Origin of the sequence: Methylobacterium sp. 174MFSha1.1 (assembly GCF_900116815.1) — a bacterium.
In the GTDB taxonomy this organism is placed as follows: Bacteria; Pseudomonadota; Alphaproteobacteria; order Rhizobiales; family Beijerinckiaceae; genus Methylobacterium.
The window spans coordinates 1-25,394 of the sequence record NZ_FPCB01000022.1; the positions used below are offsets into that span (position 1 = coordinate 1).

Here is a 25,394-nt window from a genome sequence, read left to right on the forward strand (position 1 = left end):
ACAGCATGACCTCGCGCGTGAGGGTGCAGCGCTCCTGCACAGGGCCGCGCCGGCGCACTGCGCCCGGGATCTTGGCCGCGCCCGTCGCCTTCTCCATCCCGGAGGGCGTCTGACGCGTCGGCGGGCGGGGCGGCAAGCCCTTGAGCCGCGCGATCTCGTCGCGCAACGCCCGGTTCTCGGCAGTCAGGCGCTGCGTCTGCTCAATCAGCGTCCCCACAAGGACCCGCAGGTCCGACAACCCGAGCGTCTCGACCGAAGTGGGATCAGGCTGCGCCATGCCAATGCTGAATCACATCGGGACAGCCGGAGCAAACCCAAAACCCGCAAATTTGCCCCGGTTACTCGCGAAGTTCTCTAGGTCTTTCATTTTACAGCATTTTCTTCGACGAACCGGTTTCCACTTCGTCGGAAAATGCTCTAGCGGGTACCGATCGCCCGCATCAGGCCGGGCAGCGCCCGGGCGAGCAGGCCCGCGCCCCGCAGGACCTCGCCGGCCTCAGGTACCGAGCGCCGCGCCAGCGCCTGGACGACGCGCAAGGGCACCTGCGCGCCGAAGGCCGTCGCCACCAGGGCGAGCGCGGTCGCCCGGCCGTGATGCTTGGCGGCGTAGCGGATCTGGCTCTCGAGGAAGCAGGCGAGGCGGTGGGCCTTGGCCGCCCGGGTGGTGCCCTGGCCCTCGTGCCGCACCGGGATGCCGGCGAGGTGCCGCACCGCGACGCCGGCATCCCGGGCCCGGGCGCAGAGATCGACATCCTCGTAATAGACGAAGAAGCGCTCGTCGAAGCCGCCGAGATCCTCGAAGAGCGGGCGGCGGATCATCAGGAAGGCGCCCATCACCTGGTCGACCGCCCGGTCCTCGGCGTGGTCCCACTCGGTCATGAAGTGGGTGGGCACCAGCCCCGCCCGGTCGAGGAGCAGCGCCTGGCCGATCAGCGAGCGGGCGGTCGGCCGCCGGGCGCAGGAGCGCTGCACGATGCCCGCCTCGTCGAGGAGCTGCGCGCCGACGATGCCGGTGCCGGGATCCGCCGTCAGGGCGGCGTAGGCACCCGTCAGGCTTTCGGCCGTGACCCGCGCATCGGGGTTGAGGAACAGGATCGCGGGCGCGCGGCCCCGCGCCGCGCCGGCGTTGCAGGCCCGGCCGAAGCCCTGGTTGTCGGGGTTGGCGATCACCTCGGGGCCATGGCGCAGGGGCGGCAGGCCCTCCAGCGAGCCGTCGCGCGAGGCGTTGTCGACCACCACGACGCGCAGGGGCAGAGCGTCTCCGAGATGGTCTTCCGCCGCCGCCAGGCTGGCGAGGCAGGCCCGCAGCAGGGCGCCGCCGTTCCAGTTGACGATGACGACGTCGAGGGCGGGATTCGGAGCGGCGGATGTCGGATCGGCTGTCATGGCAATCCTCGCGGCGGCCCGAGCCGGCCGCGCAGGCCGTCCCACATCGCGCCGGCGAGCTGCGCCAGCACGCCCGGGCGGAAGCCGGCATCGGCCCAGTACAGCAGGGTCTGGAGCGGCAGGTAGGCGGCCTGGCGCAGCCGCCAGCGCCGGGGCACGTGCGGCAGCCGCCAGGCATAGACGCTGTTGCGCAGGTAGGCCGCCATCCGGAAGGGTGGCTGGCGCGGCATCTCGATGCCGAGGAGTTTCGAGCGGATCACCCCGGCGCCGACCCGGTGGGGGAGGGCGGTGCCGGTCTCCATCCAGCAGCCATAGCCCCGGGCCCAGGCGCGGAAGCACCATTCGAGGTCGACGCCGTCGATGAAGAAATCGCTCCGGAACGGACCGATCCGCGCATAGGCCGCGAGGTCGACGAGGGAGCCGGAGGTCGCCAGGAACTCCACCGGCACCAGCGCGCCGTTCTCCGGGATTCCCGGCCGGCGCGGATAGGCCGGGGCCTTGCGGCCGGGCGCCGCCTCCGGCCGCGGCCCGACGATGGCGGGCGGCGGGCTCGCGGGGCGCAAGCGCGCCAGCGCCGCCTCCAGGGTCGAGACCTGCTCAGGTCGGAACGCCGCATCCTGGTCGAGGAGCAGCACGGTGCCTGCGCCCGCTGCGATGGCCGCCTGCGCGATCGCGTCGAGGGCGCCGCCGACCCCGATGTTCCGCCCCGCCGACAGCACCAGGGCGCCGCGGGCGGTCAGATCGGCGGCGGCGTCCGCGGGGAGGCCGCCATTGTCGAACACGATGGTCCGGCGCTCCTCCGCCGCGACCCGGGCGCGCAGGGCCGCGACCTGCGCCGCGTCCGGGCGGAAGACCGTGATGCCGATGGCGACGGACCGGGAATCGGGGGTGGGAGAGGGGGGCAGGATCGTCTCGGCGAAGGGCTGGCGCGGCATCAGGGAATCCCGCCGCCGTAGGGCCGTCGGGGCGGGCGGGTCAATATGCCGGGGCGGCAGCGACATTGTGGCGGGGCGGCAGGGTTGGACCGGCCGGGGCAGGCGTCTCGCCCGCGGCCTATGGCGAAACGGGCGCGATCATGCTTTCGCTGTGAGCCAAGCGAAGCGTGGCTTTCCTTGGAAATGGATCTCCGTATCGTGACGCCGCAATGGTTTACGATGTCGACGCGATCCGCCTGCCCGCTGCCTGGCGGGGCCTGACCTTTCCCCTGGAGGCGGCGTCCGACGCGCTGGTGCGCCTCGACGAGCGCCTCGCCCGCGCCGATCCGGTGCTGGCCGACGGCGCCCGCGCCCGGGCCCACCTGTTCGACGCGCAGGCCGCCCTGCACCTCGATGGCGAGCTCGTCGCCCTGGAGGATCTGGTGCTGCACGAGGCGGCGATGGACGTGCGCCGCCCGACTCGGGCGCTCTCCCGCGCCGTCGCCGTGCTGGCCGAGCGCCGTCGGCTGGCCGCCGCGGCCCCCGGCTGGGCCTTCTCCGGTGCCGGCTGGGGGCTGCTCGCCGGGCCCGGGCCGGACAAGCCTGAAACGGAGAACGAGGACGAGGCCGGTACCGAGGAGACGGAGGAGCCGGACTTCGCCGCCATCGACCGGTTGCTCGCCCGCACCCGCCGCACCCTCGCCGATCACGCGGCGGGCGCGCCGACGCAGCTTTCCGCAGCGGACGATCCGCTCGCCCGCTGGCGGCGGATCCTCGACGAGACCCGCGACCTGCCGGCCGTGCTGGCGGCGGCTTGCGCCCTCGATGCCTGGCTGGTGCTCGATCCGGCCCCGCGCCGCGGCCATCGCGGCCCGCTCCTGGCGGCCGCCCTGCTGCGGGCCCGGGGCAAGGCCGGCGCCCACCTGCCGGCCCTGTCGCTGGGCCTGCGCGAGGCGAGGGCGCGCTGGTCGCGGGCGCAGCCGCTCGCCGACCGGCTGGCCGGCCTCCTCGGCGCGGTCGAGGCCTCGGCCCGCGCCCTCGGCCGCGATCTCGACCGCCTGGCGCTCTCCCGCGAGGTGATGCTGCGCGCCTGCGCCGGGCGGCGGCGGACTTCCCGCCTGCCGCAGCTCGTCGACCTGTTCGTCGGCACCCCCCTCGTCACGGTGGCGAGCGCCGCCCGGGCCCTCGCGGTCAGCCCGCAGGCGGTGGAGGGGATGCTGGCGGAGCTGGGCGCGGCCCGGCCGCGGGAATTGACGGAGCGGCGGCGGTATCGGGCGTGGGGGATCGTGTGAGGTGTGGGCCATCTCAGTGGAGGGTTGCTCGCTGTTCGGACGGGACCAACCTTCGTCGGAAGTCTCCCCCTTTCCCGGACGACTGGAACGAAGTGAAAGGAGATCCGGGATCCAGCATAAAAAGTCGCGAAGCGTCTGCGTGCCTACAACGTTGCAGTATGCAGAGCCGCTTCGCGGCAATTTCTTGCGCTGGATCCCGGATCTCCTTCCGCTGACGCTTCAGTCGTCCGGGAAAGGGGCGGATGCAAAATCATCGTGCTGCCCGTCTGGCAGGCCGTCGAGATCGTGAGTCCCCTCAATCCTTGAATGACCCATTACGCCCCGATTGCGCCCGCTCCCGCTTGCCCCGACAATGCCCGCCCCCGCATCCCGGCGGGCAAGACCAAGGCATGCGCGTCGTGATCGACCAGGTTTCCCAGCGCCAGCAGGACATCCTCGCCCTCGCCCGCCTGCACGGGCGGGTCAGCGTCGAGGACTTGGCGGCGCGGTTCGAGGTGACGCCGCAGACGATCCGCAAGGACCTGAACGAGCTCTGCGACAGCCGGCTCCTGTCGCGCATCCACGGCGGCGCCGTGGTGGCGTCCGGCGTCGAGAACGTCTCGTACGAGGCGCGCCGCCTCGTCGCCCATGGCGAGAAGCGGGCGATCGGCGCCGCCGCGGCGCGGCTGATCCCCAACAGCGCCTCGCTGTTCATCAATATCGGCACCACCACCGAGGAGGTGGCGCGCGCCCTCGGCGACCACGAGGATCTTCTGGTCATCACCAACAACCTCAACGTGGCGACCCTGCTCTACCGCCACCCGAAGATGAGCCTGATCGTCGCCGGCGGGCCGGTGCGGCGGGCCGACGGGGCGGTGATCGGCTCGGCGGCGGTCGATTTCATCAACCAGTTCAAGGTCGATTACGCCGTGATCGGCGTCTCGGCGATCGACGAGGACGGCACGCTGCTCGATTTCGACTACCGCGAGGTGCGCGTCGCCCGCGCCATCATCGAGAATGCCCGCCGGGTGATCCTGGTCGCCGACAAGCTGAAGCTGGAGCGCTCGGCGCCGATCCGGGTCGGCCACCTGCGCGAGCTCGACTACTTCGTCACCGACGCGCTGCCCTCCGGCGCCCTGCGCGAGATGTGCGCGGCCCACCGCGTCGCCCTGGTCGAGGCCGGACTCGAGGCGCAGGACACCCCCGACGCCGCGGAGTGACGCCAAACCGAAAGTCTTAGGCTTTCATTCGCACCTGCCGCCTTTCGGTTTCGCTTGCGTCAGAACCAACCCGCGTCTAGATTCGCGCCAGGATGCAAACGAAAGAGCCGAAAGGCTCCGACAGGGAGGTGGCCTTGGCCCCCAGGCGCCAGCAGCCCGGCGACGAGCGCGGGGTGTTCGACCTCGCGGTGATCGGCGGCGGCATCAATGGCTGCGGTATCGCCCGCGACGCGGTGGGCCGCGGCGCCTCCGTGGTGCTGTTCGAGCAGAACGACCTCGCCAGCGGCACCTCCTCGACCTCGACCAAGCTGATCCACGGCGGCCTGCGCTACCTCGAGCACTACGAGTTCCGCCTGGTGCGCGAAGCGCTGATGGAGCGCGAGGTGCTGTGGGGCATGGCGCCCCACATCGTCTGGCCCCTGCGCTTCGTGCTGCCGCACCATGCGGGCCTGCGGCCCGGCTGGCTCCTGCGCTTAGGCTTGCTGCTCTACGACAACCTCGGCGGCCGCAAGCGCCTGCCCGGCACCCGCACCCTCGACCTCACCCGCGATCCCGCCGGAGAGCCGCTGAAACCCGGCTTTCGCCGCGCTTTCGAATATTCGGATTGCTGGGTCGAGGATTCGCGCCTCGTGGTGCTGAACGCCCGCGACGCGGCGGAGCGCGGCGCGATCATCCGCCCGCGCACCCGGGTCGTCACCGCGACCCGCAGCGAGGGCCTGTGGGAGGTCACCGTCGAGGATCGCCAGTCCGGCGCCCGCGAGACCGTGCGGGCCCGCACCCTCGTCAACGCCGCCGGCCCCTGGGTGGCGAACGTGCTCACCGGCGTGGCGCGGGCCAATTCCACGGAGGGCGTGCGCCTGGTCCAGGGCAGCCACATCGTGGTGCGGCGCCTGTTCCAGCACGACCGGGCCTACATCTTCCAGAACGCCGACCAGCGCATCATCTTCGCGATCCCCTACGAGCGCGACTTCACGCTGATCGGCACCACCGACCGCGACTACACGGGCGACCCCGCCGACGTGAAGGCGAGCGAGGAGGAGATCGCCTATCTCTGCGCTGCCGCGAGCGAGTACTTTCGCGATCCGGTCACCCGCGACGAGGTGGTGTGGACCTATTCGGGTGTGCGCCCGCTCTACGACGACGGCGCCTCGAAGGCGCAGGAAGCCACCCGCGACTACGTGCTGACCCTCGACGCGCCGGAGGGCCAGCCGGCGATGCTCTCGGTCTTCGGCGGCAAGATCACCACCTACCGGCGCCTCGCCGAATCGGCCCTGGAGCGCCTGAAGGACCACCTGCCGGCGGCGCGAAAGAGTCCCTGGACCTCGGGCGCCACCCTACCGGGCGGCAACTTCCCGAAGGAGAGCTACGACGACGTCGTGGCGAGCCTTTCGCGCCAGCATCCGGGCGTGCCGGAGGTGCTGGTCGCCCGGCTGGTGCGGGCCTACGGCACCGAGGCGCGGGAGATCCTGAGCGGCGCCCGCGCCATGGCCGATCTCGGCCGGCTCTTCGGCGCCGACCTCACCGAGCGCGAGGTGCGCCACCTGATGCGCCGCGAATGGGCGGTGAGCGCCGACGACGTGCTCTGGCGCCGCTCGAAGCTCGGCCTTAGGTTGACGCCCGCCGAGGCCTCCGCCCTCGACGACTTCATGCGCCGCGCCGCCGCCGCCCCGAACGCGGCCTGACGAGAAGAGACGGGAGGGCGCCATGACCCTGATCCTGGAGAACGTCACCAAGCGGGTGGGGCCTGAGACCCATATCCGCGACGTCAGCCTCGCCCTGCCGAAGGGCTCGCTCAACGTGCTGCTCGGCCAGACGCTCGCCGGCAAGACCACCTTGATGCGCCTGATGGCCGGGCTCGAGGCGCCGAGCGAGGGCCGGATCCTCGCCGACGGCAAGGACGTCACCGGCCTACCGGTGCAACGCCGCAACGTCGCGATGGTCTACCAGCAATTCATCAACTACCCCTCGCTCTCGGTCTACGAGAACATCGCCTCGCCGATGCGGGTCGCAGGTATAGCGAAGGGCGAGATCGAGGTGCGGGTCCAGGAGGCGGCGGGCCTTCTCAGGCTCACGCCCTACCTCAAGCGCAAGCCCCTCGAACTCTCCGGCGGCCAGCAGCAGCGCACCGCCATCGCCCGGGCGCTCTGCAAGCGCGCCGACCTCGTGCTGATGGACGAGCCGCTGGCGAATCTCGACTACAAGCTGCGCGAGGAACTGCGCGAGGAGCTGCCCCGCATCTTCGCCGCTACGGGGGCGATCTTCGTCTACGCCACCACCGAGCCGGCCGAGGCCCTGATGCTCGGCGGGCGCACCGCCACCCTGCACCAGGGCCGCGTCACGCAAGTGGGGCCGACGCCGGACGTCTACCGCCGGCCCGACGATCTCACCACCGCGAAGGTCTTCTCCGACCCGCCGCTGAATACCCTGCGCGTGGTCAAGGCGGGGGGCCGGGTCGCCCTGCCGACCGGCGGCCAGGTCCGGGCGACCGGCACGCTCGCGAACGTCCCGGACGGCGCCTACACGATCGGCTTTCGCGCCCACCACCTCGCCCTCGATCCGCTGCCGGCCGAGGCGATCGCGCTTCCCGCCACCGTCTCGGTCGCCGAGATCACCGGCTCGGAGAGCTTCGTCCACGTCGATGCCGGCGACAGCCGCCTGATCGCGCTCCTGCCCGGCGTGCGCCGGCTCGAGCCCGGCACGGCGGTCACCGCCTATCTCGACCCCCGCCACGCCCTGGTGTTCGACGAAGGCGGCCGCACCGCTGCCCTCGACCTGCCGGCGGCCGCCTGAAGGGGAGGGGATCCATGGCCCGCATCACCCTCGATCACCTCGCCCACGCCTACGGCCCGAACCCGCAAGGCTCGCAGGACTACGCGCTGAAGGAGATCGACCACGTCTGGCGCCAGGGCGGCGCCTACGCGCTGCTCGGCCCCTCCGGCTGCGGCAAGTCCACGCTGCTCAACATCATCTCGGGGCTGGTGGTCCCGACCCGCGGCCGCATCCTGTTCGACGACCGCGACGTCACCACGGTGCCGACCGAGGGGCGCAACATCGCCCAGGTTTTTCAGTTCCCGGTCGTCTACGACACCATGACGGTGCGCGAGAACCTGGCCTTCCCGCTCAAGAACCGGCGCGTCGCGCCCGCCACCATCCGCTCGCGGGTGGAGGAGATCGCCGGGCTCCTCGACCTGACTCGCGTCCTCGACCGCCGCGCCAACAACCTGACGGCGGACATGAAGCAGAAGATCTCGCTCGGCCGGGGCCTCGTGCGCCCGGACGTGGCGGCGATCCTGTTCGACGAGCCGCTCACCGTCATCGACCCGCACCTGAAGTGGCAGCTGCGCTCGACCCTGAAGGAGCTCCACCGCAAGCTCGACCTGACGATGATCTACGTCACCCACGATCAGACCGAGGCGCTGACCTTCGCCGACACGGTGGTGGTGATGCATGACGGCGCGGTGGTGCAGACCGGCACCCCCGACGAACTCTTCGAGCGCCCGGCCCACACCTTCGTCGGCCACTTCATCGGCTCGCCGGGCATGAACCTGCTGCCGGCTCAGGTGCAGGGCGCGACCGCGACGATCGAGGGCCACGCCATCCCGCTCGCCCGGCACTATCCCGACCTGCCGAAGGGCAAACGGATCGAGCTCGGCGTCCGGCCGGAATACGTGCATCTCGCGCCGAAGGGCCTCGGGCTCCCGGTGCAGGTGCGGCGGATCGACGATATCGGCCGCCAGCGCCTCGCCCGGGTCGAGCTCGGCGGCCGGCCCCTCGTCGCCACGGTGGCGGAGGACCAGAGCCTCGACGGCACCGAGGCGGCGCTGACCCTCGATCCGCGCCAGATCCACATCTACGCCGACGGCGCCCTGGTGCCCGGAGAGGCCGCATGACCAAGACCGTCAACCAGAAGGCCTGGCTCCTCGTCCTGCCGGTCTTCGCCGTCGTCGCCTTCTCGGCGGTGCTGCCGCTGATGACGGTGGTCAACTATTCGGTCCAGGACACGTTCGGCAACAACCAGTTCTTCTGGAACGGACTCGGCTGGTTCCAGGAACTGCTCGATCCGTCGAGCCAGTTCGGCGAGCGCTTCTTCGATTCGCTGTGGCGCAACCTGCTCTTCTCGGGAATCATCCTGGCGATCGAGGTGCCGCTCGGCATCGCGGTGGCGTTGTCGATGCCGCGGGAGGGCCGCGGCGTCGCCTTCTGCCTCGTGCTGATGGCGCTGCCGCTCCTCATCCCGTGGAACGTCGTCGGCACGATCTGGCAGGTCTTCGCTCGCTCCGACATCGGCCTCCTCGGCTCGTTCCTCAACAAGATCGGCATCGACTACAACTACGCCGGCAGCGCGCTCGCCGCCTGGGTCACGATCGTGACCATGGACGTCTGGCACTGGACCAGTCTCGTCGCGCTCCTGTGCTACGCGGGTCTCAAGTCGATCCCGGACGCCTATTACCAGGCCGCCCGCATCGACGGGGCGAGCCAGTGGGCGATCTTCCGCACCATCCAGCTGCCGAAGATGCGCCGGGTCCTGCTGATCGCCGTGCTGCTCCGCTTCATGGATTCGTTCATGATCTACACCGAGCCCTTCGTGCTCACCGGCGGCGGGCCCGGCAACGCCACGACCTTCCTGTCGATCGACCTCGTCAAGCTGGCCCTCGGGCAGTTCGACCTCGGCCGGGCGGCGGCGATGTCGCTGGTCTACAACCTGATCATCCTCAGCGTCTGCTGGGTGTTCTACACCGTGATGACCAATGTGGACGCCGGCAACCGCACGGTGCTGGCCGATAGCGCCCCGGCCGACACGGCGGCCGCCGGCAGCCTGCCCCCCGCCACCACCATCCCGCTCGACCGGAGGGCCGCCTGATGCGCCCGCGCCACGTCGTGATGACGCTCTACCTGCTGTTCCTGATGGTGCCGATCTACTGGCTCGTGAACATGAGCCTGAAGACCAATCAGGAAATCAACACCAGCATGACGCTCTGGCCGCATGCGATCACGTTCGACAACTACATGCGGATCTTCACCGATCCGAGCTGGTACGGCGGCTACCTGAACTCGCTGTCCTACGTGGCGATCAACACGGTGTTGTCGATCGGCCTCGCGCTGCCGGCGGCCTACGCCTTCTCGCGCTACAGCTTCATCGGCGACAAGCACCTGTTCTTCTGGCTCCTGTCGAACCGGATGGCGCCGCCGGCGGTGTTCGCGCTGCCCTTCTTCAACCTCTACTCGGCGGTCGGCCTGTTCGACACGCCCTGGGCGGTGGCGCTCGCCCATTGCCTGTTCAACGTGCCGCTGGCCGTCTGGATTCTCGAAGGCTTCATGTCCGGCGTGCCGCGGGAGATCGACGAGACCGCGGCGATCGACGGCTACTCGTTCCCGCGCTTCTTCGTGAAGATCTTCATGCCGCTGATCGCCTCGGGCATCGGCGTCGCCGCCTTCTTCTGCTTCATGTTCTCCTGGGTCGAGCTGCTGCTCGCCCGCACGCTGACCTCGGTCGACGCCAAGCCGATCGCCGCCACCATGACCCGCACGGTCTCGGCCGCCGGCATGGATTGGGGTCTGCTCGCGGCCGCCGGCGTGCTCACCATCGTGCCGGGCGCCCTCGTGATCTGGTTCGTGCGCAACTACATCGCCAAGGGCTTCGCCCTCGGCCGCGTCTGACCGGGAGTTCATCCGATGCTCGATTTCGCCTGGATGGCCTGGACCTGGCAGACCGCGCTCTTCTTCGTGGTCATCGCCAGCCTGCTCGCCCTGATGACCGCGCTCGCCGTCTGGCGCCCGGAGACCGAGCAGGTCGGGATCCTGCGGATCCCCACCACGCGGGGCGACCGGCTCTTCCTGACGCTGGTCGGCGCCGCCTTCATCAACCTCGCCTGGCTCGGCCTCGTCGGCCCGAGCCTCGAATGGGCGCTCGCGCTCTCGCTCGTTTACGGGGCGGTGATGTTCCGCTTCGCTTAAGCGGTCCGCCGTTACGTCCGGCAGCCAGCCGGCACCAGGCGGGCCGATCACCACCAGAGGGAGGACAACCAGGATGACACGCCACGGATTGCTGACGGCCGCGAGCGCGCTGGCCTTGAGCCTCGCCGCCGGCCACGCCTTCGCCGGCATGGAAGAGGCCAAGCGCTGGGTCGATACCGAGTTCCAGCCCTCGACCCTGTCGAAGGACGAGCAGCTCAAGGAGATGCAGTGGTTCATCGATGCGGCGAAGCCCTTCGCCGGCATGGAGATCAACTTCGTCTCCGAGACCATCACCACGCACGAATACGAGGCCCGCACGCTCGCCAAGGCCTTCACCGAGATCACCGGGATCAAGGTGCGCCACGACCTCCTGCAGGAGGGCGACGTGGTCGAGAAGATCCAGACCCAGATGCAGTCGGGCAAGAACATCTACGACGGCTGGATCAACGATTCCGACCTCGTCGGCACCCATTTTCGCTACGGCCAGACCGTGGCGCTCTCCGACTTCATGAAGAACGAGGCCAAGGACGTCACCTCGCCGACCCTCGACCTCGAGGACTTCATCGGCCGCTCCTTCGGCACGGCGCCGGACGGCAAGCTCTACCAGCTGCCGGACCAGCAATTCGCCAACCTGTACTGGTTCCGCTACGACTGGTTCACGCGCGCCGACCTCAAGGAGAAGTTCAAGGCCAAGTACGGCTACGAGCTCGGCGTGCCGGTCAACTGGTCGGCCTACGAGGACATCGCCGACTTCTTCACCAACGACGTGAAGGAGATCGACGGCGTCAAGGTCTATGGTCACATGGACTACGGCAAGAAGGACCCGTCCCTGGGCTGGCGCTTCACCGATGCGTGGCTGTCGATGGCCGGCAACGGCGACAAGGGCATCCCGAACGGCAAGCCGGTCGACGAGTGGGGCATCCGCATGGAGGGCTGCCGCCCGGTCGGCTCCTCGATCGAGCGCGGCGGCGACACCAACGGCCCGGCGGCGGTCTATTCCGTCACCAAGTACGTCGAGTGGCTGAAGAAGTACGCCCCGCCGCAGGCCGCCGGCATGACCTTCTCGGAGTCGGGTCCCGTCCCGTCGCAGGGCAACGTCGCCCAGCAGATGTTCTGGTACACCGCCTTCACCGCCGACATGGTCAAGCCCGGTCTCCCGGTCATGAACCAGGACGGCACGCCGAAGTGGCGCATGGCGCCCTCGCCGAAGGGCCCGTACTGGAAGGACGGCATGAAGCTCGGCTACCAGGATGCCGGCTCGCTCACCCTCCTGAAGTCGACGCCCCTCGACCGGCGCAAGGCGGCTTGGCTCTACCAGCAGTTCATCGTCTCGAAGACGGTCAGCCTGAAGAAGAGCCATGTCGGCCTCACCTTCATCCGCGAGAGCGACATCTGGGACAAGTCTTTCACCGAGCGGGCGCCGAAGCTCGGCGGCCTGGTCGAGTTCTACCGCTCGCCGGCCCGCACGCAGTGGACCCCGACCGGCGTGAACGTGCCGGACTACCCCAAGCTCGCCCAGCTGTGGTGGCAGAACATCGGCGACGCCTCCTCGGGCGCCAAGACCCCGCAGGCGGCGATGGACGCCCTCGCCAACGCCCAGGACGACGTGATGGCGCGCCTGGAGCGCTCCAAGGTCCAGGGCGATTGCGGCCCGAAGCTGAACCCGAAGACCTCGGCCGAGCACTGGTACGAGCAGGCCAAGAAGGACGGCACGCTGGCGCCGCAGCGCAAGCTCGCCGACGAGAAGCCGAAGGGTGAGACGATCGACTACGACACCCTGATCAAGAGCTGGCCGGCCTCGCCGCCGAAGCGCGGCTGACCTTGCGGGAGCCGGGGCGAGAAGCCCCGGCTCTCCTTTCCGCGGACGGCCGGATTCCGCTATCCTGGCGGAGACGCTGCCACGGAGGTTGTCATGGCCTATTACTCGCTGGAAGACGCCATCGCCCGCCTGCCCGAACTGCTCGCCAAGGCGACGGAGGGCGAGGAGGTGATCATCACCCGCCTTGACGAGGATCTCGTTCAGCTCGTCCCCACCGAGCCGCGGCCGGTGACCAAGGAGGAGATGGATCGCATCAAGGCGAATCAGGTCATCCCGCTCAAGCCCTTCGACTCGACGGCCCTCATCCGGCAGATGCGGGATGAGGGCTTGTGAGCCGAGTTTATTGCGACACCAACATCCTGGTGCCGGTCATCATTCTCGAATCGCAGAGCATCCGGATCAGGACTTGGATCTCGTCGCCGGACGTGACGCCAGTCGTGTCGGACCTCGTGGTTCTGGAGTTCTCCGCCACGATCTCGCGTCTCGTCAGAGAACGAACGCTCAGCGACTCTCTTGGCCACGATGCTGTCGGTGAATTCGAGACTTGGCGCAAGACTCTCGGTCGCCCGCTGACCATCACCCGCCAGACGTTCGCGATCGCCCGCACCATCGTCGAGGATGCCGCCCTCGGCGTGCGCGGTCCCGACGCCCTGCATCTCGCGCTGCTGCAGGTCACCGGCCTGCCCTTCGCGACCTTCGACGCGCGGCTCGGCCGGGCGGCCGCCACCCTCGGCCTCGCCACGCTGGAGCCGCCACCCCTCTAACGCACCGCGCGAAAGAGCCGTCCCGATGTCCTCCCTCATCCTCGCCATCGACCAGGGCACCACCTCCTCGCGCGCCTTGCTGTTCCGTCCCGACACCTCGATCGCCGGTCTCGCCCAGGCCGAGTTCCCGCAGCACTTCCCGGCCTCGGGCTGGGTCGAGCACGAGCCGGAGGACCTCTGGCGCACCACGCTCGACACCTGCCGGGCGGCGATGAAGCAGGCCGGGGTGACGGCGCGGGACGTCGCGGCGATCGGCATCACCAACCAGCGCGAGACGACGCTCGTCTGGGACAAGCGCACCGGTGAGGCCGTGCACCGCGCCATCGTCTGGCAGGACCGGCGCTCGGCCGGGATCTGTGCCCGTCTCAAGGAGGCGGGCCACGAGCCTGCGGTGACGGCGAAGACCGGCCTGATCCTCGATCCCTACTTCTCCGGCACCAAGATCGCCTGGATCTTCGACAACGTGCCCGGCGCCCGCGCCCGGGCGGAGGCGGGCGAGCTCGCCTTCGGCACGGTCGATTCGTATCTCCTGTGGCGCCTCACCGGCGGCCGGCTCCACGTCACCGACGCCACCAACGCCTCGCGCACGCTGCTCTTCGACATCCATCGCGGCGCCTGGGACGAGGAGCTGATGACGCTTCTCGGTGTGCCGGCCTCGATGCTGCCGGAGGTGCGCGATTCCTCGGGCGATTTCGGCGAGACCGACCCGGAGCTGTTCGGCGCCGCGATCCCGATCCGGGGCGTCGCCGGCGACCAGCAGGCGGCGACCGTGGGCCAGGCCTGCTTCCGGCCCGGCATGGTCAAGTCGACCTACGGCACCGGGTGTTTTGCCCTCCTCAACACCGGCACCCAGCCGGTGGTCTCGAAGAACAAGCTTCTCACCACCATCGCCTACCAGCTCGACGGGAAGCGCACCTACGCGCTCGAAGGCTCGATCTTCGTCGCCGGCGCGGCGGTGCAGTGGCTGCGCGACGGGCTCGGAGTCATCGAATCGGCCGCCGAGACCGGGGCGCTCGCCGAGCGGGCCGATCCGGCGCAGGACGTCTACCTGGTGCCGGCCTTCGTCGGCCTCGGCGCGCCCTACTGGGAGCCCGACGCCCGCGGCGCCCTGTTCGGGCTGACCCGCGGCACCGGCCCCGCCGAGCTCGCCCGCGCGGCGCTCGAGAGCGTCTGCTACCAGACCGCCGACCTGCTCGCCGCCATGCGGGCCGACTGGTCGGACGGCGACGGCAGCGCCACGGTGCTGCGGGTCGACGGCGGCATGGTCGCCTCGGACTGGACGATGCAGCGCCTCGCCGACCTTCTGGCCGCCCCCGTCGACCGGCCCGAGGTGAAGGAGACCACGGCTTTGGGTGCGGCCTACCTCGCCGGCCTCGCCTGCGGCCTCTACCCCGAGCCCGAGCACTTCGCCGACCATTGGCGCCTGGAGCGCCGCTTCGCCCCGGCGATGGAGCCGACCCTGCGCGAGCGGCGGCTCGCCGGCTGGCGCAAGGCGGTAAGTTGTCTGGTGGGGAAGTAGACGAATCCCCACAGACGTTTCCCACCTCACAGGGTCATCCCGGGGCTCGCCGAAGGCGAGAGCCCGGGATCCAGACACTCAGGTGGTAGTCAACCAAGCGGGACGCCGCCCGCCTTGTTCTGGACAACCTGCGTTTCTGGATTCCGGGCTCCGCTTCGCGGCCCCGGAATGACGATGGAGTATGAAGTCAGCGGGGTTTGACTTCCCTCACTTCTCCAGCCGGGCGATCAGGCTCGACGTGTCCCAGCGCCCGCCGCCCATGCTCTGCACCTCGGCGTAGAACTGGTCGACCAGGGCCGTCACCGGCAGCTTCGCCTTGTTGCTGCGGGCTTCGGCCAGCACGATCGACAGGTCCTTGCGCATCCAGTCGACGGCGAAGCCGAAATCGAACTTGCCCTGGTTCATGGTCTTGCCGCGGTTCTCCATCTGCCAGGAGCCGGCGGCGCCCTTGGAGATCACGTCGAGCACCGCCTCGATGTCGAGCCCGGCCTGCTTGCCGAAATGCACCGCCTCCGACAGGCCCTGGACCAGGCCGGCGATGCAGATCTGGTTCATCATCTTGGCGAGCTGGCCGGCGCCGACGGGCCCCAGCAGCCGGCAGGCGCGGGCGTAGGAGGCGATCACCGGCTCGACCCGGGCGAAGGTGTCGGCGTCGCCGCCGCACATCACCGTGAGCACGCCGTTCTCGGCGCCGGCCTGGCCGCCGGAGACGGGGGCGTCGATGAAGCCGAAGCCGGCCTTCTCAGCGGCGGCCGACAGCTCGCGGGCGACTTCCGCCGAGGCGGTGGTGTGGTCGACAAAGACCGTGCCCTTGCCCATCGCCGCGAAGGCGCCGTCCGGTCCGGTCGTGACCGAGCGCAGGTCGTCGTCGTTGCCGACGCAGGCGAAGACGATCTCCTGGCCTTCCGCCGCCTCGCGGGGCGTCGCCGCGGCCTTGCCTCCATGGGCGCTCACCCAGGCATCCGCCTTGGCCTTGGTGCGGTTGTAGACCGTGACGTCGTGGCCCTTGGCGGCGAGGTGCCGGGCCATCGGGCCACCCATCACGCCGAGACCCAGAAACGCGACCTTTGCCATGCGTTCATCCTCCCACGCCGTTGTCCCGGCGATCGGCCTCCGGTGTAGTGAGCCGGCCCGCCGCCCGTCAAACCGGTTCGCCTCCTCCACGAACGAGATCGTTCGTGGAGGGCGTCACTTCGTGTCGAACGGGATGAACTTCGCCCGGATGCGGTCGTAGCGCCCATCCGCCACGAGCGCCGCGAGCGCCTTGTCGAATGCGTCGCGCAACGTGCCGTCGCCCTTGCGCAGGCCGATTCCGAACCCCTCGCCGAGGAGCGGCTCGCCCGCCGGCACGTCGCCGACGAATCGACAGCAGGCCCCGCCCTCGGGCCTGCCGAGGAAGGTCGCGAGGTCGAGCTTGTCGCCGAGCACGACGTCGACCCGGCCGGCGCGCAGGTCGAGGGTCGCGTCGGCGAGCGAATCGAAGGTGCGGATTTCGGCGCCCGGCACACGCTGCTCCAGGAAGGCGACCTGCGGCCCGTGCGCCGCGACGCCGATCGTGCGGCCCCTGAGAGCCGCCGGGCTCAGGGTCGGCAGCGAGGTGTCCCGCCGCGCCACGTAGGCGAAGGGGACGCGGAGATAGGGCCGGGTGAAAGCGATGCGGGCGGCGCGCTTCGGGGTGATCGCCATCGCCGCCATGATGGCGTCGTACTCGCCGGCCTCCAGGCCTTTGATGATGCCGTCCCACTGGTGGAGCACGAGGGTGCAGGTGAGCTTGGCCTCGGCGCACAGGGCCTGGGCCAGCTCGACCTCGAACCCCGCCGGTTTGCCGTCCTCGACGTAGTTGAACGGCGGGTGGCCGCCCTCGGTGGCGATGCGCACGGGGGAGGGGAGAGGGGCGGGGGCCTGCTGTGCGGCGGGGGCCTGCGCGGGGGCGTCCTCGGCGAGGGCCGGCCCGGCGGCCAGCAGCGACAGGAGCAGGAGGCGGGAGAGCAGGCGGCTCATCCGGCGGCGGTCTCTCGTGGCAAGGGGACGGATCGAACGGGGCCGGACCCTGCCACGGCCACGCCTGCCGGCGCAACTCGCGCGTCGGGCCCGGCCTGGATCGGGGACAGCGGCGGTGACGTTTCGTCAGGGTTAACCGGCCTTTAAGCGCGGCGCGCTCTGATCCGGCCATGCGCCTGAGCTTCCGCCCGCCCCACCCGTCCCGCGACCGTGCCGGCGCGGTCGAGATCCTGCCGCCGCTCCCCGTCGGGCCGGCGATCGAGGGGCCGGTCGAGGGATCCGGGCGCGATGCCGGACGGTCCGGGCGCGACGCCGTCGACCGGGTCGAGGCGGAGCTGGTCCGGGCCGCCCGCGCCGTCGGCGTCGCCGCCCGGGACGGCTGCGCCGAGACCGAGGCGGCGGCCGCGGATGCCGCCGCCCTCACCCGCGGCCTCGACGGCCTGGGAGCGCGGGCCGACGCGGCGGGAGCGCGCGGCCGTGCGCTTGGCGCCGACGCCGCGACCCTCGCGGCGGAGGCCGACGGGCTCGCCGGCGTGCTGGTCCAGGCCGGCCGCCACCTGGACCGCACCGACCAGCAGAGCCGGGTGCTCGAAGCCGAGATGGGGAGCGCCGCCCAGGAGGCCGCCCGCGTCGTCGAGGCGGTGGCGACCCTGGCGCGGCAGGCCAACCGCCTCGCCCTCAACGCCACCGTCGAGGCGGCCCGCGCCGGCGCGGACGGCGGGCCGCTCTGGCGGGCGGCGGAGGAATTCAAGCTGTTGTCGGCCGATGCCGCCCGGGCGGTGGAGGAGGTGCGCGCCTTGAGCCGCCGCCTCTCCGGCCCCGGGGCGGTGGCGATGGGCAGCGTCGCGACCTCGCTCGCCTGCCTGCGCCCGGCCTTCGCCACCACCGGTTCGGCGGCCGAGGCGCAAGCCGCCTCCGCCCGGCGCCTGGCCGACGGGGCCCGGGACCTCGCCGAGGTTACCGACGATCTCGGCCGGGAGGCCGCCCTGGCCACAGTCGCCGCCGGCGAGGCGGCCCGGCGCATGGAGGCGGCCCGCTCCGTCGGCGCCGGCGTCGCCGGCCTCGCCGGGGGGCTCGCCGGGCGCACCGTCGCGTCCCTGCGCCAGGCGGAGATCGGCGACCGGCGGGTGCACGACCGCTATCCGGTCGACCTCGCGGCGCGGGTCGGCAATTGGGGCCTCGGGCGGGTGCTCGACCTGAGCCGGGGCGGCCTGCTCCTGACCCCGCCGGAGGGCTGCGGCGCGGCGGTCGGCGCCCGGCTCTCCCTCGACCTGCGCGGCATCGGCCGGATGCAGGTGCGGGTCGTCGGCGCGAGCCCGCGCGGCCTGCATTGCGCGCTCGGTGACGCCGTGTCGGACGCGCGGATGCGCGACGCCCTGGTGGCGATCGAGGAAGAGAACCGGCCGCTGATCGCGGCGGCGCTCGGCGGGGCCGCGTCGGTCGGTACTGCCCTGGAGCAGGCGCTGGCCGCGGGCCGGCTCGCGCATCATGCCCTGTTCGACACCACCTACCGCCCGGTCGCCGGCATCGAGCCGCCGCACTATCTCACCGCCGCCGTGCCGGCGCTCGAAGATCTCCTGCCGCCGATCCTCGAGCCGCTGCTGCTCGCCGACGCGCGCACGGCGTTCTGCATCGCGGTCGACCGCAACGGCTACGCCCCGGTCTACAACCGCGCCCAGGCCCAGGCGCCGCGGGCCGGCGACCCGGCCTGGAACGCCCTCCACGCCCGCCAGCGCCGGCTCTACGACGACCGCATCGGCCTGTCCGCCGCCCGTTCGACCCGGGCCTTCCTGGTTCAGGCCTGCCCGCAGGACGAGGCCGGCCGCCAGCCCCTGCGCGAGGTGTCGAGCCCGATCCGGGTGCATGGGCGGCACTGGGGAGCGTTGCGGATGGGGTTTCGGGTTTGAGCGCTGGCCAAGCGCGGTTCCGGAGGAATCTCGTACCCTCAATGTCATCCCGGGGCTCGCCACAGGCGAGAACCCGGGATCCATAACCGCTAACGGGATAGAATGCGGCTCGACGCATTCCGCTTCATTCCGGACCGTCGGCGGTTATGGATCCCGGGTTCCGCTGCGCGGCCCCGGGATGACACTGAGGGTTGCAAGTCCGGTCGAGCACATCGATCGAGCCTCGACCCGGACCCTAACCCCCCGTCGTGCTCATGTGCCGCGGCACCGCCGGCTTTGCCGCACGGGCGATGACGAAGTCGTGGCCCTTCGGCTTGCGGGTGATCGCCTCCCTGATCGCCTCGGCCACCACCGCGTCGTCGAGGGAGGCGCGGAGCGCCGCGCGCAGGTCGGCGGCGTCTTCCTGGCCGAGGCACATGTAAAGCTGGCCGGTGCAGGTCAGGCGCACCCGGTTGCAGCTCTCGCAGAAATTGTGGGTGAGCGGCGTGATGAAGCCGAGACGGCCGCCGGTCTCCTCCACCCGCACGTAGCGGGCCGGACCGCCGGTGCGGTCGGGGAGGGGAGTGAGGGTGAGGCGCTCCGACAGGCGCTCGCGCACCACCGAGAGCGGCAGGAACTGATCGACGCGGTCCGGCTCGATGTCGCCGAGGGGCATCACCTCGATCAGCGTCATCTCCATGCCGAGCCCGTGGGCCCAGGCGAGCATCGACGGGATCTCGTCCTCGTTGACGCCCTTGAGCGCCACGGCGTTGATCTTGACCTTGAGCCCCGCCTCGCGCGCCGCCGCGATGCCGTCGAGCACCGTGTCGAGGTCGCCGCGCCGGGTGATCGCCCGGAACTTGTCCGGGTCGAGGGTGTCGAGCGAGACGTTGATCCGGCGCATGCCGAGATCCGCCAGCTCGGCGGCGTGCTGGCGCAGGCGTGTGCCGTTGGTGGTGAGCGTCATCTCCTCCAGCGCCCCGGAGGCGAGGTGGCGCGAGAGGTTGCGAAAGAGCCGCATGATGTCCCGGCGCACCAGCGGCTCGCCGCCGGTGATGCGCAGCTTCCTCACGCCGCGCTCGACGAAGACCGAGCAGACCCGGTCCAGCTCCTCCAGGGTGAGCAGGTCGCGCTTGGGCAGGAACGTCATGTCCTCGGACATGCAGTAGACGCAGCGCAGGTCGCAGCGATCGGTCACCGAGACGCGCAGATAGGTGATCGCGCGCTGGAACGGATCGATCAGCGGCGCCGGCCGCGCCGGCACGGACGTGGCCGGCATCGGATCGTCGGTACGGGGACCCCACATGCGAACACTATCCTCGGGGCTTAATTTCTGCGGGACACGGGCTCTGGCGGCCGGCTGCCTGCCTGCATATGAGCGCTTGCGGGACCACGGGCAAGTTGGGCCTGAGGCGAGGGAGACGCAACCCATGACCGAGGCTCATAGGACCGACCAGGCGGCGGACCAGGCCGATTGGCCGACCGAGATCCGGCTGTCGCGCGACAAGCGCACGCTCCACGTTGCCTTCGCCAGCGGCGCGGCCTACGCCCTGCCGGCGGAGTACCTGCGGGTCGAGAGCCCCTCGGCCGAGGTCCAGGGCCACGCGCCCTCGGAGCGCAAGTGGCTGCCGGGGAAGCGCGACGTCGAGATCCTGGGGGTGGCCCCGGTCGGCAACTACGCCGTCAAGCTCACCTTCGACGACATGCACGATACCGGGATCTACGCCTTCGATTTCCTGCGCCGCCTCGGCGAGGAGCAGGCGACGCGGTTCGCCCGCTACGAGGAGGAACTGGCCGCGCAAGGTTTGAGCCGGGAGCCGGCGAAGCGGCGGTGACGCATATCGGATCTGTTTACAATCCAGATTTTACCAGTCGAGCGCGTCCCCCTCTCCCGTGTGGGAGAGGGGTTAGGGGTGAGGGTGGCGCGCTTCCGTGTAATCCTGAGAGCGTCGTGCTGGCAGCTCAACGTCCAGTGCTTGATCCTGAAACGTGTCACCCTCACCCCTACCCCTCTCCCACACGGGAGAGGGGATCCCGCGCTTCACATTTCTTCGGTGAGACTGTGTAGATCTGCATCAGCCCTCCGCCACGCGCACGGGCCGCGACGCCGCCGAGACGACGAGCGCCGCGACCGCGACGGCCAGCGGCGCGAACGACACCCACAAAACCACGTCCCAGCCGTAGCGCGCCAGCAGCCCGCCGGAGGAGAACGACCCGACCGCCATCGTGCCGAACACCACGAAGTCGTTGAGCGACTGCACCCGGGTCCGCTCCTCCGGCCGGTGGCACTCGAGCACCATCGCGGAGGCGCCGACGAAGCCGAAGTTCCAGCCGAGGCCGAGCAGGACCAGGAAGGCCCAGAAATGGGCGAGGTCCAGCCCCGACAGCCCGACGAAGGCCGCCACCGCGGTGAGCGACAACCCCGCCGCGACGACGCGCGAGGCGCCGAACCGCGCGATCAGCCGCCCGGTGAAGAAGCTCGGGGCGTACATGGCGATCACGTGCCATTGCAGGCCGAGATTGGCGTCGTCCTGCGTGAAGCCGCACAGGTGCATCGCCAGCGGCGCGGCGGTCATCAGGAAGTTCATCAGGAGGTAGGACACCACCCCGCACAGGACCGCGGTGACGAAGCGGGGCTGGCGGGCGATCTCGCCGAGCGGGCGCCCGCCGGAGAGGTCGGCTGGCGTCGGCCCCGGCAGCCGGACGCCCATGAGCACGAAAGCCGACAGGAGCGCCACCGCTGCTTGCGCCAGGAACGTGGCGGCGAAGGCGTGGGCCGGCCACAGCGACATGGTGTGGCTGACGAGCTGCGGCCCGATGATTCCGGCGAAGACCCCGCCGGCCATGACGGCAGACAGCGCCCGCGGCCGCCGCGCCGGCGCGACGCAATCGGCGGCGGCGAAGCGGAACGACAGCACCACGGCGGCGTAGGCGCCGCCGAAGAAGGTCGCGACGCAGAACAGCCAGAACGAGGACAGGACGACCGCGAGCGCCGCGATGAGCCCGACGAGGACGCCGCTCCCGGTGCCGGCCAGGAACGCCGTGCGGCGGCCATAGGCCCGGGCGATGCGCCCGGCCGGCAGGGTGCAGGCCGCCATGCCGACGACGAAGATCGAGATCGGCAGGGTGGCCAGCGCCGGGCTCGGCGCCAGCTGGCTGCCGATCACCGCGCCGGTGGCGTAGACCACGACCGAGTTGGCGCCGGCGAGCGCCTGGGCCAGAGCGAGGCGCAGCACGTTGCCGGTGCCGGTCCCGGCGCGGACGGGGGTTCCGGGCAGGGAAGCCTCGGGCGAGGACTCTTCAGGAAGGGCGGCGGCGGGGTTCGACATCTCTCGTCTCGTCAGGGTGTCGTCGTCAGACGGTGAGCTGGGCCTGCCAGCGCGCGTCGCGCGGCGAGGGGCGGCGGTGGAGGCGCCGGTCGAGGAGGGTGCGGGCCTTCGCGGTCTCGCCGGCGCGCATCAGGGCGACGAGGAGCGTGTCCTCGATCACCTCGCGCTGGGCGCCGCTGCCGCCGATGCGCACGACCTCGGCCGCGACCGGTTCGAGGATCCGCGCGCAAGCACCGTAATCCTCCTCCGCGAAGGCGAGGGCCGCGCGGCAGATCGCCGGCACCACCGGTCCCGCCGCCAGCGTCCCCGCCTCGACGAGGCCGGTGAGCGCGTCGATGCGCGTCTCCGCCGCCGCGCGGTCGCCGGTCGCGGCGGCGAGCAGGCCCATATGCGCGTCGGCGAAGCCGAAGCCCGCCTTGGCGAAGTACGGTGCGGCATAGGCCCGGACCTCGTCCCACAGGCCGGCCGGGACCCTGTGCCCGTAGGCGTCGAGCCGCCAGAGCAGCGAGACCGTGTCGGTGATCACGTTGAGCGACAGGCCCGCCGTCGCCCCGGGCCGGACGTGGTCCGCGTAGATCGCCAGCGCCCCGTCCGGATCGCCGCGCTCCAGAGCCGCGAGCGCCGCGTGCCAGGCGATGTGGCCGTGCAGGATGCCCGAGCGGTCGTAATCCGGCAGCCACCCGGCGATCAGCGCCTCGGCCTCGGTTCCGGCCCCGTCCTCGAACAGGGCGTGCGAGAGGGCGTGGGCGCCGTTGGCGTTCTCGCGCCGAAGGGCGAAACCCTGCTCGGCGAGCGCCCGCCCGCGGGCGACCGCGCCGTTCTCGGTCTGGGCCCAGCCGCGATAGGTCGTGAACCACCAATCGTCCGCGTCGTAGGCGTGGGCGTGTCGCTCGCAGAGATCGACCCGGGCCTGGTCGTGGTCGGGCCGGCCGGAGAAGGCCAGGAGCCCGAAGGCGCCGAGGGGCAGCGACAGGATCAGGGCGTCCCGCGGCCAGGATTCGGCGTGGGCCAGCGCCCGTGCCAGAGCCTGCTCCGACTGGCCGTCGATCGCGAGCGACAGGACCGCGACGTGGCTGCGCTCCCGCTCGGTCCCGCGCCGCGCCACGCAGTCCGCGGCCGTGGTGATGCTGGCCCGCGCCGCGCGCGATTCGGTGCGCATCGCGTGCAGGCGGGCCCGGGCGGCGTGCGCCAGGGCGAAGCCGGGATCCTCCGCGATCGCAGCGTCGAGAGCGTCCGCGGCGCCCGGCCAGGCGGCGAGCAGGAGGTCGATCCCGGCGCGGTAGCGCTCGGCGGCGCGGTCGGAGCGGGTCGAGAGGGGCAGGCCGCGGCGGTCCTGGTGGCCCATGATGGTGTTCTTCTCTGGCGAAGCCCTGTGGCAGCAGAATTCTTCTCCTGCATAGCGGAGCGCCGGCTGTCCGTATTTCGACGGGGCGCCACTCCGTGTAGATTGGCCGCCAATCTGGAGTTCCGCATGCGGTGGGAGACGATCGAGACGCCGCCCGGGGCGGGATCGCCGAAGCCGCTGACGGTGCGGGCGCAAGCCATCCCGCCGCGCCACTCCTTCCCCGAGCACGCCCACCCCTGGCACCAGGTCGTCTACGCCATCTCGGGGGTGCTGACGGTGTCGGTGGCCGGGCGCTCCTTCGTGATCTCGCCGGAGCAGGCGGTGTGGCTGCCGACCGGGCACCGCCACCGGGTCGGATCCTTGCTCGGCGCCGAGTTCCGCAGCCTGTGGATCGCCGACGCGGCGGGGCGCGGGCTGCCCGGGGACCCGACGGTGTTCGGCGTCTCGGCCCTGCTCCAGGCGCTCATCGTCGAGGCCGCCGCCATCGACGGACAGGACGATGCCGACGGCTATGCGGGCCGGGTCGCCGGCCTGATCCTCGACCAGCTCCGCCGCGCCGCGCCGCTCCCCGGAGCGCTGCCCTGGCCGCGCGGCGGCCCGCTGACCGAGTTGTGCGAGGCGCTCTACGCCGAGCCGGCCGATGCGCGGGGCCCGGAGGAGTGGGGCCGGGCGCTCGGCCTGTCGGGGCGCACGCTGGCCCGCCGCTTCGAGGCCGAACTCGGCATGAGCCTGCGCTCCTGGCGCCGGCGCCTGCGGCTGTTCAAGGCGATCGAGCTGATGGGCGGCGGGCTCGACGTGACCCGCACCGCGCTAGCGCTGGGCTACGGCTCGACCTCGGCCTTCGTCTACGCGTTCCGGAGCGACATGGGCTGCGCGCCGCAGGCCTACATGCGCGGGCGGTCGGCGGGGGTGGGGGTGTGAGCGAGTGGTAATGTGCTGGGAGAGTTCGTGCCTGCCCCTTCTCCCGCATGGGAGGGGATCTTGCGGCATATCTGCAATATCAAAGCCTGTTCGGGTGATCCTGACAGTATCGACACCCTCCTCGTCATTCCGGGGCCGCGAATGCGGAGCCCGGAATCCAGACACTCAGGTCGTACAGGACGAGGCGGCAGGGTGTCCGTTCTTTCCTGAACCATCCGCGGTTCTGGATTCCGGGCTCCGCTACGCGGCCCCGGAATGACGCGAAGGGTGTCAATTTTGTGGGGGACGACCGAATATGCACTCAGGCAAATCAACATGAAAAAGGCCGGCACAAGGCCGGCCTCTTCACCCATCAAGATGATGCCACGCTACGTCAGCGCTGCACGATCACCTTCGTACCCACCTTGGCGTGGGTATACAGGTCCATCACGTCGTCGTTGGTCATCCGGATGCAGCCGGAGGAGACGGCGGTGCCGATGGTCTCGGGCTCGTTCGAGCCGTGGATGCGGTAGAGCGAGCCGCCGAGATACATCGCGCGGGCGCCGAGCGGGTTCTCCGGGCCGCCCTTCATGTAGCGCGGCAGGTCGGGCCGGCGGCGGATCATCTGGGCCGGCGGGCGCCAATCGGGCCACTCGCGCTTCATCGAGATGGTCTGCACGCCGCCCCAGGTGAAGCCCGGGCGGCCGACGCCGACGCCGTAGCGCAGGGCCTGGCCGTTGCCGAGCACGTAGTAGAGCCGGCGCTCGCTGGTCGAGACCACGATGGTGCCGGCGCCGTAGGGACCCGAATAGGCCACCGTCTCGCGCGGGATCGGGCTCAGCTTCGGCACCGAAGCGTCGAGGGGATCGACGGACGCCGCGGCCGCGGCGGGGGACCGCACCGTCACGGTGAGCGGCTGGTCGAGGGGCTGGCGGGTGAGCGGGTCGATCTCGTAGGCGGCGGCGGGCGCCGCCCAGGCGGTGACGGCGCAGACCAGCCCGGCCAGGGCGGGGACGAAGCGGCGCATGGAAGCCTCTTGGCAAGGACGAACTTGAATGGGGACGGGCGAATCGTGACGGTGCGAA

General features: G+C 71.0%; 23 protein-coding genes and 1 pseudogene. 15 read left to right on the top strand and 9 right to left on the bottom strand.

The genetic code is table 11. From position 1 onward, the window contains the following. From BM430_RS19510 to BM430_RS19520, 3 genes and pseudogenes are all read right to left on the bottom strand, one after another. Positions 1–277, bottom strand: a pseudogene (locus tag BM430_RS19510) (hypothetical protein); the annotation flags it as partial. Between the two features lie 140 nt (positions 278–417). Further along, the gene (locus BM430_RS19515) at positions 418–1,386 is read right to left on the bottom strand and encodes a glycosyltransferase family 2 protein (protein WP_093568922.1); all 969 of its coding nucleotides are present in this window, start codon (positions 1,384–1,386) and stop codon (positions 418–420) included. Next, entirely contained in the window at positions 1,383–2,321 is a 939-nt protein-coding gene (locus BM430_RS19520) for a glycosyltransferase family protein (protein ID WP_093568923.1), read from the bottom strand. The genes BM430_RS19515 and BM430_RS19520 overlap by 4 nt, the downstream gene beginning before the upstream one ends. A gap of 209 nt (positions 2,322–2,530) precedes the next feature. Here BM430_RS19520 and BM430_RS19525 point away from each other — a divergent pair, with 209 nt between their 5' ends. The 12 genes from BM430_RS19525 to glpK all read left to right on the top strand — a co-directional run bounded on the left by BM430_RS19525 (position 2,531) and on the right by glpK (position 14,848). Then, complete coding sequence (locus tag BM430_RS19525) at positions 2,531–3,592, top strand: RHE_PE00001 family protein (protein WP_093568924.1); 1,062 nt, start codon at positions 2,531–2,533, stop codon at positions 3,590–3,592. A 389-nt stretch (positions 3,593–3,981) separates the two neighbouring features. Next, complete coding sequence (locus BM430_RS19530; protein ID WP_210188450.1) at positions 3,982–4,791, top strand: DeoR/GlpR family DNA-binding transcription regulator; 810 nt, start codon at positions 3,982–3,984, stop codon at positions 4,789–4,791. Positions 4,792–4,925: 134 nt separating this feature from the next. Next, a complete protein-coding gene (gene glpD / locus BM430_RS19535; RefSeq protein WP_093569039.1) occupies positions 4,926–6,473 on the top strand; it encodes a glycerol-3-phosphate dehydrogenase in 1,548 nt (515 codons plus the stop codon). Between the two features lie 22 nt (positions 6,474–6,495). Next, positions 6,496–7,581, top strand: a complete 1,086-nt coding sequence (locus BM430_RS19540) for an ABC transporter ATP-binding protein (protein WP_093568925.1) — start codon at positions 6,496–6,498, stop codon at positions 7,579–7,581. Positions 7,582–7,595: 14 nt separating this feature from the next. Then, on the top strand, positions 7,596–8,681 hold the full coding sequence (locus BM430_RS19545; RefSeq protein WP_093568926.1) for an ABC transporter ATP-binding protein: 1,086 nt from the start codon (positions 7,596–7,598) through the stop codon (positions 8,679–8,681). Further along, complete coding sequence (locus BM430_RS19550) at positions 8,678–9,652, top strand: carbohydrate ABC transporter permease (RefSeq protein WP_093568927.1); 975 nt, start codon at positions 8,678–8,680, stop codon at positions 9,650–9,652. The genes BM430_RS19545 and BM430_RS19550 overlap by 4 nt, the downstream gene beginning before the upstream one ends. Then, positions 9,652–10,449 carry a carbohydrate ABC transporter permease gene (locus tag BM430_RS19555; protein ID WP_093568928.1) on the top strand — a complete coding sequence of 266 codons (798 nt, stop codon included), beginning with the start codon at positions 9,652–9,654 and terminating at the stop codon, positions 10,447–10,449. The genes BM430_RS19550 and BM430_RS19555 overlap by 1 nt, the downstream gene beginning before the upstream one ends. A 15-nt stretch (positions 10,450–10,464) precedes the next feature. Beyond that, positions 10,465–10,746, top strand: a complete 282-nt coding sequence (locus tag BM430_RS19560) for a DUF2160 domain-containing protein (RefSeq protein WP_093568929.1) — start codon at positions 10,465–10,467, stop codon at positions 10,744–10,746. Between the two features lie 73 nt (positions 10,747–10,819). After that, the gene (locus tag BM430_RS19565; RefSeq protein ID WP_093568930.1) at positions 10,820–12,565 is read left to right on the top strand and encodes an ABC transporter substrate-binding protein; all 1,746 of its coding nucleotides are present in this window, start codon (positions 10,820–10,822) and stop codon (positions 12,563–12,565) included. Positions 12,566–12,658: 93 nt separating this feature from the next. Beyond that, the gene (locus tag BM430_RS19570; RefSeq protein ID WP_093568931.1) at positions 12,659–12,898 is read left to right on the top strand and encodes a type II toxin-antitoxin system Phd/YefM family antitoxin; all 240 of its coding nucleotides are present in this window, start codon (positions 12,659–12,661) and stop codon (positions 12,896–12,898) included. Then, a complete protein-coding gene (locus BM430_RS19575; protein WP_093568932.1) occupies positions 12,895–13,329 on the top strand; it encodes a type II toxin-antitoxin system VapC family toxin in 435 nt (144 codons plus the stop codon). The genes BM430_RS19570 and BM430_RS19575 overlap by 4 nt, the downstream gene beginning before the upstream one ends. A gap of 25 nt (positions 13,330–13,354) precedes the next feature. Beyond that, positions 13,355–14,848, top strand: a complete 1,494-nt coding sequence (glpK, locus tag BM430_RS19580) for a glycerol kinase GlpK (RefSeq protein WP_093568933.1) — start codon at positions 13,355–13,357, stop codon at positions 14,846–14,848. A 207-nt stretch (positions 14,849–15,055) separates the two neighbouring features. Here glpK and BM430_RS19585 read toward each other — a convergent pair whose 3' ends face one another. Beyond that, positions 15,056–15,922 (bottom strand): NAD(P)-dependent oxidoreductase, encoded by an 867-nt coding sequence (locus BM430_RS19585; RefSeq protein ID WP_093568934.1) that lies wholly within the window; start codon positions 15,920–15,922, stop codon positions 15,056–15,058. Positions 15,923–16,036: 114 nt separating this feature from the next. Beyond that, complete coding sequence (locus BM430_RS19590) at positions 16,037–16,849, bottom strand: transporter substrate-binding domain-containing protein (RefSeq protein WP_093568935.1); 813 nt, start codon at positions 16,847–16,849, stop codon at positions 16,037–16,039. Between the two features lie 170 nt (positions 16,850–17,019). On the opposite strand from BM430_RS19590, the gene BM430_RS19595 reads away from it, so the two are divergent. Then, entirely contained in the window at positions 17,020–18,756 is a 1,737-nt protein-coding gene (locus BM430_RS19595) for a methyl-accepting chemotaxis protein (protein ID WP_093568936.1), read from the top strand. Between the two features lie 235 nt (positions 18,757–18,991). Here the strand turns inward: BM430_RS19595 and moaA are convergent, their stop codons facing one another. Next, positions 18,992–20,041 carry a GTP 3',8-cyclase MoaA gene (moaA, locus tag BM430_RS19600; RefSeq protein ID WP_244539562.1) on the bottom strand — a complete coding sequence of 350 codons (1,050 nt, stop codon included), beginning with the start codon at positions 20,039–20,041 and terminating at the stop codon, positions 18,992–18,994. Positions 20,042–20,165: 124 nt separating this feature from the next. Here moaA and BM430_RS19605 point away from each other — a divergent pair, with 124 nt between their 5' ends. Beyond that, positions 20,166–20,570: a gamma-butyrobetaine hydroxylase family protein gene (locus BM430_RS19605; protein ID WP_093568937.1), complete on the top strand. Its 405-nt coding sequence runs from the start codon at positions 20,166–20,168 to the stop codon at positions 20,568–20,570. Positions 20,571–20,810: 240 nt separating this feature from the next. Here BM430_RS19605 and BM430_RS19610 read toward each other — a convergent pair whose 3' ends face one another. Both BM430_RS19610 and BM430_RS19615 read right to left on the bottom strand, forming a co-directional pair. Then, the gene (locus BM430_RS19610) at positions 20,811–22,064 is read right to left on the bottom strand and encodes an MFS transporter (protein ID WP_093568938.1); all 1,254 of its coding nucleotides are present in this window, start codon (positions 22,062–22,064) and stop codon (positions 20,811–20,813) included. 25 nt (positions 22,065–22,089) lie between these two features. Then, positions 22,090–23,409 (bottom strand): tetratricopeptide repeat protein, encoded by a 1,320-nt coding sequence (locus BM430_RS19615; RefSeq protein WP_093568939.1) that lies wholly within the window; start codon positions 23,407–23,409, stop codon positions 22,090–22,092. Between the two features lie 126 nt (positions 23,410–23,535). On the opposite strand from BM430_RS19615, the gene BM430_RS19620 reads away from it, so the two are divergent. Beyond that, entirely contained in the window at positions 23,536–24,330 is a 795-nt protein-coding gene (locus tag BM430_RS19620; protein ID WP_093568940.1) for an AraC family transcriptional regulator, read from the top strand. Between the two features lie 373 nt (positions 24,331–24,703). On the opposite strand, the gene BM430_RS19625 is transcribed toward BM430_RS19620, so the two are convergent. Continuing rightward, the gene (locus tag BM430_RS19625; protein WP_093568941.1) at positions 24,704–25,336 is read right to left on the bottom strand and encodes a L,D-transpeptidase; all 633 of its coding nucleotides are present in this window, start codon (positions 25,334–25,336) and stop codon (positions 24,704–24,706) included. Positions 25,337–25,394 lie beyond the last annotated feature (58 nt).